We start from the raw sequence: 8,092 nt of genomic DNA, 5'->3' as shown, positions 1-8,092 counted from the left end.
CTGATGCTGGTCGTGCGACGCTCCGGCGAGGATGATGCGCCGGCGAGCCTGCATGTGGTTGGCGACGAGCAGACGCAGCCGGATATTTCCGAACTCAAGGCGCGCATCGCCGAGATGCGCACCATTATCGACACCGCCACCGACGGCGTCGTGTTGATCGGCCGTGACGGCACCATCCGATCGATCAGCCGGCCTGCGGAAGCGCTGTTCGGCTTCGACAGCGACGATGTGACCGGCAAGCCGTTCGCCTCGCTGTTTGCGATCGAAAGCCAGCGCGCGGCGCGCGACTATCTCAACGGACTGTCCGAGCCCGGCGTGGCGAGTGTCATGAACGACGGACGCGAGGTGATCGGGCGCGAGTCGCAAGGCCGCTTCATTCCGCTGTTCATGACCATCGGTCGGCTGCCCAACGACAGCGGCTTCTGCGCCGTCGTTCGCGACATCACGCAGTGGAAGCGGGCCGAAGAGGACTTGACGCAGGCACGTGCGGTGGCCGAGCGCGCGTCCTCGCAGAAGACCGATTTCCTGGCCCGCATCAGCCACGAGATCCGCACCCCGCTCAATGCCATCATCGGTTTTTCGGAATTGATGGTCGACGAGAAGTTCGGACCTGTCGCCAACGATCGCTACCGCGACTATCTGCGCGATATCAACCGCTCGGGCAATCATGTGCTCGATCTGGTCAACGACCTGCTCGACATCTCCAAGATCGAGGCCGGCCAGCAGGAGATGGCCTATGAAGCGGTGTCGCTCAACGACACGCTGGCCGAGACGGTGGCGATGATGCAGCCGCAGGCCAACCGCGAACGGGTCATCATCCGCTCCAGCTTCGCTTCGCGGCTGCCGGAAGTGGTGGCGGACCTGCGCAGCGTGCGCCAGATCGCGCTCAACATCCTGTCGAATGCCATCCGTTACACCCAGGCCGGCGGCCAGGTGATCGTCTCGACCGCCTATGAGACGTCGGGCGACGTCGTCATGCGGGTGCGCGACACCGGCATCGGCATGAGCCATGCCGAGATCGAGCAGGCGCTAAAGCCGTTCAAGCAGATCAACGCGCTGAAGCGCGGACGCGGTGACGGTACCGGGCTTGGACTGCCGTTGACCAAAGCGATGGTGGAAGCCAACCGTGCCCGGTTCACCATCAATTCGACACCGGGCGAAGGCACTCTGGTCGAGGTCGCTTTTCCGTCGACCCGTGTGCTCGCGGAATAGATCAGCCCTCTCCGCGGTTCGGTCCCGATAAAAAGAAAAGGCGCCCAAAGGGCGCCTTAAGAGATGGGATTGCTGTCACAACGGGGGCTTGAGCGAATTCGGATCCTCGGGGCTGAGGAACGGGATTTCTCCCTCAAGTTACCTGCGACTATCGACGCCGGACCTTAACAACTCCTTACCGGAGTGCCGGAAAATTTACGAATGTGTACCACTCATGAAATCTAGGTAAATTCTAGCGAGATATTTCGTTAACCATGCCGGAAAGGCCTTTTTCATGCATGTCGTTGTCTCAAAACCGGACCACTTTTGAGCGACATGCAGTAGCAGCTACTCGGCCAGCTGCGGCAGGTTCTTGAACAGGTCGAGCGCTTCCGGGTTGGCGAGCGCTTCCTTGTTCTTGATGGCGCGGCCGTGCACCACGTCGCGCACCGCGAGTTCGGTGATCTTACCCGACTTGGTGCGGGGAATATCCGACACGGCAACGATCCTGGCCGGGACATGGCGGGGACTGGCGCCACTGCGGATCTTGGCGCGGATGCGTTTTTCCAGATTTTCGTCGAGCTGCGAGCCGGCGGCCAGGCGCACGAACAGGACGACGCGCACGTCGTTGTCGAAGTCCTGGCCGATGCACAGTGCTTCCAGAATCTCCGGCATCTGTTCGACCTGGTTGTAGATCTCCGCCGTGCCGATGCGCACGCCGCCCGGGTTGAGCGTGGCGTCGGAGCGGCCATGGATGATCAGGCCGCCATGCGCGGTCCATTCGGCGAAATCGCCGTGACACCAGACATTGTCGAAGCGCTCGAAATAGGCCGCCCGGTACTTCTTGCCCTCGGGGTCGTTCCAGAAGCCGATCGGCATCGCCGGAAAAGCCTTGGTGCAGACCAACTCGCCCTTCTCCTGCCGGACCGGCCTGCCGTCATCGTCCCAGACATCGACCGCAAGGCCAAGGCCGGGTCCCTGGATCTCGCCGGTCCAGACAGGCTGCGTCGGCACGCCGAGCACGAAGCAGGAGACGATGTCGGTGCCGCCGGAGACCGAGGCCAGATGCACGTCCTTCTTGATGCCGTCATAAACGAAGCGGAAATCTTCCGGCGACAGCGGCGAGCCGGTGGAGGAGATTGCCCGCACCGTGGCCAGATCATGCGTGCGGATCGGCTTGAGGCCGGCCTTGCGCACGGAATCGATGAACTTGGCCGAGGTGCCGAGGAACGTCATCTTCTCGGCATCGGCGAAATCGAACAGCACATTGCCGTCGGGGTAGAAGGGCGAACCGTCATAGAGCAGCAACGTGGCCCCCGAAGCGAGCCCCGACACCAGCCAGTTCCACATCATCCAGCCGCAGGTGGTGAAGTAGAAGAAGCGGTCGCCATCGGTGAGACCGGCATGCAGCCGGTGTTCCTTGACATGCTGGATCAGCGTGCCGCCGGCCGAATGGACGATGCATTTGGGAATGCCGGTCGTTCCCGACGAAAACAGGATGTAGAGCGGATGCGAAAACGGCAGCGGCTCGAAGGCAACGGGCTTGCCGACGAAGGGCGACAGCGCCTCTTCCAGCGCTACCGCCTTGTCGATGGCCCCGGCGACATCGCTCGATGTGCCGAGATAATCGACGACCAGAATCTTGCGGACAGTGCCGAGCTTGGCCGCGACCGCGGCGATCTTGTCGGCGACTTCGATCGCCTTGCCATTGTACCAATAGCCATCCGGCGCGATGAAGACGACGGGCTCGATCTGGCCGAACCTGTCGAGCACGCCCTGCTCGCCGAAATCGGGAGAGCAGGACGACCAAACCGCGCCGATCGAGGCGGCGGCCAGCATGGCGGCGACGGTCTCCGGCATGTTGGGCATCATGGCGGCGATGCGGTCGCCCTTCTTCACCTTGAGCGACAGGAAAAGCTGCTGCAGCCGCGAGGTCAGCGCGTGCAACGCGTTCCAGGACAGCCGGCGCTCGACCTTGTCTTCGCCGCGAAACACGATTGCGTCGCCTGAGCCGGTCTTCTTCAGCAGATTCTCGGCGAAATTCAGTGTCGCATCGGGAAAGAAAGAAGCGCCGGGCATCTTGTCGCCGTCGACGAGCAGGTTATCGCCCTTGTCGCCGACGATGCCGCAGAAATCCCAGATCAGGCTCCAGAACCCCTCACGGTCCTCGACCGACCAGGCATGAAGCTGCGAATACGAGGAAAACGCTACGCCGGCTTTCACTCCGGCGGCCTTGGTGAAGGCGGTCAAGGGTGCTGCGTCAATCTGGTCTTGCGTCGGGGTCCAGAGCGGTTGTCCGGCAGCCATGATCGTTCCTCCACGGTCGCCATCGCTTATGCATATCGCAGCGCAGCAGAGCAAGATTTTGTTCGGCTGATGCGACCAGATGTGCGCAAATGCCATCGCCGGGCCATAAAGACTTGAAATGCCTCAGCCCTAAGTCGTAGTGACAACTTGAAGTCGTGGTGACGACTGGGGGTCGTGGTGACGACTGGGGTCGTGGTGACGACTGGGGTCGTGGTGACGACCGGGGTTACACCCGCCGGGCGATTTGTCGGAATGGAAGCATACGGGGCCATATGCCATCATCTATGATCCGGCGCGGAATATGGGCGATCGGCGCTGCCGTGATCGTCGTCGCGCTGGTCGTTGCCGCCCTGCCGCTGATTGCCTCCACCCGTATCGTGCGCGATCGCATCGCCTGGGAAATGAGCGCGTGGAGCGGCTTCCGGGTCGCCATCGACGGTTCGCCGCGCATCGAGGTCTGGCCGACATTCCGGGCAATCCTGACCGATGTGACGCTTTCACAATGGACCGACACCGAGGCGCCGCCTGTGGTCGAGGCAGAACGGGTCGAGGTCGACCTTTCCGCCATGGCGGCGCTGCGCGGCGACGTGGTGTTTTCGACGGCGCGGCTGGTGCGGCCGACGATCCGGGTCCAGCGCACGCCTGCCGGCCTTTTCCTGCCCGCTGTCCCCACCGGCGGGCGCATCACGCGTTCCATCGACACGGCGCGCGGCGTGGTCAATGCCGACCCCGCCAAGCCGGACCTCGACAAGCTGCCTACCGACACCTTCGGCACGGTCGAGTTTCGCGACGGCCGAATGGTAGCGTCCATCGGCGGCAAGGACGTCGAGATCCTGAGCAGTTTAAACGGTCAGGCGAATTGGGCGGCGATGAACAGCAATGCGACGCTGTCGGCAACAGGGATCTGGCGGGGCGAAAGCGTCGCGCTGGACGTCGCCTCGGCCAGACCACTTGTGCTGTTTGCCGGCGGCACGGCGCCGCTGACGCTGTCCTTCAAGGCGGCGCCCGCCACCTTCTCGTTCGACGGCACGGCCAGCATGTCTGAAAATACCTATTTCGACGGTCAGGCGAAGTTCTCGGCACCCTCGCTGCGGCGTGTCCTGGAATGGTCGCAGGCCGGCATCGCTCCGGGTGCGGCGATCGGCTCGGTCAGCATTTCGAGCAAGATCACCGCGACGGGCGGGCGCGTCAAGTTCGACAACACGGCAATTGCACTCGACAACAATCCGGGGATGGGTGCACTGGACCTCTCGCTTGGCGCACAACCTGTGATCTCCGGTACGCTCGCCTTCGACACGCTCGACCTCAGATCGTTTCTTTCGGCCTTCACCCCGCTGGTGCCGACCGGAGGGGCGGGACCCGGCGAAATCGACACAAGTTTCGCCGACAAGATCAATCTCGATCTGAGGCTGTCGGCAGCCCACGCCACGGCGGGACCTATCCAGCTCGCCGATGTCGCCGCCACCGCCCAGGTCAAGGATGGTCTGTCGGTATTCGACATCTCCGATGCCTCGGCCTTCGGCGGCAACATCCAGACCAGCCTTCGCTTCGATCGCAAGCCGGAGGGCTCGCAGGTCGAAATCCGCCTTCTGGCGTCCGACATCGACGGCGGTGCGTTCGGCACGGCGGCAGGGATGACGCGGCTGGTGCCGGTCGGCACGGGCACCGTCTCGGTGATCCTCAAGGGGCCGGGCAGAACCTGGGATTCCATCTTCGACAATGCCGACGGCTCGGTCTCGGCGACCTTCGGGCCGGGTGCGTTGAGCAAGCTCAACCTGCCGGCCTTCCTCAAACATACCGAACAGGGCGGCTTCTTCGCGCTCGACGACGTCTCCGACGGAACATTGCCGATCGACGGCGCCGAGATCAAGGCCACCATTTCGAAGGGCGTGGCGCGGATCGACAAGGCCGAGGCCAATTCAGCGAAGTACAAGATCTGGCTGTCCGGCATCGCGTCCTACGCCGGGCGCGGACTGGCCTTGTCCGGCGGCGTCATTCAGCCTGACCAGGCGGCAACGCAGGCCAACGGCCAGCAAGGTCCCAACCAGTCATCGTTCTTCGTCGGCGGAACCTGGAGCACGCCGTTCATTTCCCCGATCAGCCGCGGCGTTTCGGGGGAATAGGCCGCCACTGCGCCTCCTGTCTTTCACCCGCGCTGCGCCGCCTGCTCGTCGAGCTGGCGCTGCACCTCACGCCGCTTGTTGGCAAGCGAGGCGATGATGACGCCAATCGCCACGACAGCGATCAGGATGGTGCAGGCAGCGTTGATTTCCGGCGTCACGCCGAGGCGAACCTGGCTGTAGATCTTCATCGGCAGCGTCGTCGCGCCCGGCCCGGAGGTGAAGCTTGCGATGACCAGATCGTCGAGCGAAAGCGTGAAAGCCAGCATCCAGCCGGAGACGATCGCCGGCATGATGACCGGCAATGTGATCTGGAAGAAGGTCTTCACCGGCGTTGCGCCAAGATCCATCGCGGCTTCTTCCAGCGAGCGGTCGAAGGTCATGAGCCGCGACTGCACGACCACGGCGACGAAGCACATGGTCAGCGTGATATGGGCGAGCGTCACGGTGAGGAAGCCACGGTCGAGCCCGACCGCGACGAAGAGCAGCAGCAGCGACAGGCCGGTGATCACTTCCGGCATGACCAGCGGCGCAAAGACCATGCCGGAGAACAGCACCCTGCCCTTGAAGCGCGTGTAGCGGGTCAAGGTGAGTGCCGCCAGCGTGCCGAGAACGGTCGCTACCGTGGCCGAGATCAGGCCAACGCGCGCCGTCACCCAGGTTGCGTCCATGAGGCCCTGATTGTGGAACAGCGAGACGTACCATTTGGTCGAGAAACCGCCCCAGACCGTGACCAGTTTCGACTCGTTGAACGAGAAGACGATCAGCAGCACGATCGGCAGATAGAGAAAGGCAAAGCCAAGCACGATCGAAGTGATGTTGAAGCGGCTCCAGGTGGCGTTCATGAGGTCACCTGTCCATTTCCTGAGCGCGCGCCTGGGCCCGCTGGAAGAGCATGATCGGCACGATCAGCAGCAACAGCAGGATGACGGCAACGGCCGACGATACCGGCCAGTCGCGATTGGCGAAGAACTCGTTCCACAACGTCTTGCCGATCATTAGCGTCTGCGAGCCGCCGAGCAGATCGGGAATGACGAACTCGCCGACGGCCGGAATGAACACCAGCAGACAGCCGGCGATGACGCCGGGCAGCGACAGCGGAAAGGTGATCTTCCAGAACGCGCTGGTCGGCGGACAGCCGAGATCCTTGGCTGCCTCGATCAGCGAATAATCCATCTTCTCAAGCGCGGAATAGAGCGGCAACACCATGAACGGCAGGTAGGAATAGACGATGCCGATGAAGATCGCCGTATAGGTGTTGAGGATGATCAGCGGCTGGTGGATGACGCCGGTGGCGAGCAGCAGCTGATTGAGCAGCCCTTCGGGCTTGAGAATGCCGATCCAGGCATAGACGCGGATCAGGAACGAGGTCCAGAACGGCAGGATCACCAGCATCAGCAAGGTCGGGCGGATCGTCGCCGGCGCGCGAGCCATGCCGTACGCGATGGGATAGCCGACAAGCAATGTCAGGACCGTCGAGATCGCGGCGATGATGACGCTGGTCACATAGGCGTTGAAGTAGAGCGCGTCCTGCGTCAGCCAGGTGTAATTGTCGAGGCTGAGTTGCTTCAACTGAGCCAGGAACCCGGAAATGCCGCCGCTGAAATCGAGCGCCGGCGTATAGGGCGGAATGGCGATTGCCGTCTGCGACAGCGAGATCTTGAAGACGATGACGAACGGAATGAGGAAGAAAAACAGCAGCCAGACATAGGGGATGATGATGACCAGTCGGCCAACGAAGGCAGCACCCAGCCTGGCAAGGATGGATTTGCCGGCATTGGATGCCGGAGAGGCTGATGAGGTGGTGACGGCGGCGCTCGACATGGTCGCCCTTACCGCGTCAGCACGACGCCGGCATCGGGCCGGAAGGAAACCCAGGCGCGGTCGTTCCAGCTCAACGGATCCTCGGTGATGCGGGCCGCGTTCATGGTGCTCGCGCGCACCACCTGGCCGTCGTCCAGCCTGACATGGTAGACGGTCATGTCGCCGAGATAGGCGATGTCGTAGACCTCGCCCTCGATGGCGTTGACCGCCTCGGCCGGCTTCTTCGACGACACCTTGATCTTTTCGGGCCTGATGGCGAAGGTGACGGCCGTCCCGGCGCCGGCGGTGCCGGCATTGTCGGTGCGGATGGTGAGGCCGTTGCCGGCATCGATGCTGGCGCTGCCGGCCTCGCCACGCGCGATCTTGCCCTCGAACATGTTCACATTGCCGACGAAGCCGGCGACGAAGCGCGATCCCGGCGCCTCGTAGACTTCGGCCGGCGTTGCCACCTGCATCACCTCGCCCTTGTCGATGATGGCGATGCGATCGGCCATGGTCATCGCCTCTTCCTGGTCGTGGGTGACGACGACGAAGGTCAGGCCGAGGTTCTGCTGCAAATCCATCAGTTCGAACTGCGTCTCTTCGCGCAGCTTCTTGTCCAACGCGCCGAGCGGCTCGTCGAGCAGCAGCACCTTCGGCCGCTTGGCGAC

6 protein-coding genes are annotated in these 8,092 nt (G+C 63.0%); 2 read left to right on the top strand and 4 right to left on the bottom strand.

Features of this window, described 5'->3' with window-relative positions:
- A partial coding sequence (locus tag EOB59_RS32415; protein ID WP_128290146.1) for a histidine kinase dimerization/phospho-acceptor domain-containing protein occupies window positions 1-1,212 on the top strand: 1,212 nt, incomplete at its 5' end.
- Between the two features lie 327 nt (window positions 1,213-1,539).
- On the opposite strand, the gene EOB59_RS32410 is transcribed toward EOB59_RS32415, so the two are convergent.
- Window positions 1,540-3,498 (bottom strand): acetoacetate--CoA ligase, encoded by a 1,959-nt coding sequence (locus EOB59_RS32410; protein WP_128290145.1) that lies wholly within the window; start codon window positions 3,496-3,498, stop codon window positions 1,540-1,542.
- Between the two features lie 272 nt (window positions 3,499-3,770).
- On the opposite strand from EOB59_RS32410, the gene EOB59_RS32405 reads away from it, so the two are divergent.
- Window positions 3,771-5,621 (top strand): AsmA family protein, encoded by a 1,851-nt coding sequence (locus tag EOB59_RS32405; protein ID WP_127327951.1) that lies wholly within the window; start codon window positions 3,771-3,773, stop codon window positions 5,619-5,621.
- 23 nt (window positions 5,622-5,644) lie between these two features.
- Here the strand turns inward: EOB59_RS32405 and EOB59_RS32400 are convergent, their stop codons facing one another.
- The 3 genes from EOB59_RS32400 to EOB59_RS32390 form a co-directional block, all read right to left on the bottom strand.
- Window positions 5,645-6,463, bottom strand: a complete 819-nt coding sequence (locus EOB59_RS32400) for an ABC transporter permease subunit (protein ID WP_013530251.1) — start codon at window positions 6,461-6,463, stop codon at window positions 5,645-5,647.
- Window positions 6,464-6,467: 4 nt separating this feature from the next.
- Window positions 6,468-7,442 (bottom strand): ABC transporter permease subunit, encoded by a 975-nt coding sequence (locus tag EOB59_RS32395; protein ID WP_128290144.1) that lies wholly within the window; start codon window positions 7,440-7,442, stop codon window positions 6,468-6,470.
- A gap of 8 nt (window positions 7,443-7,450) precedes the next feature.
- Window positions 7,451-8,092, bottom strand: a 642-nt coding sequence (locus tag EOB59_RS32390) for an ABC transporter ATP-binding protein (protein ID WP_164895821.1), incomplete at its 5' end; no start/stop codon positions are given.

It is taken from the genome of Mesorhizobium sp. M7A.F.Ca.MR.176.00.0.0, assembly GCF_004023165.1.
Lineage (GTDB): Bacteria > Pseudomonadota > Alphaproteobacteria > Rhizobiales > Rhizobiaceae > Mesorhizobium.
This window is presented reverse-complemented; position numbering and strand designations above follow the sequence as displayed.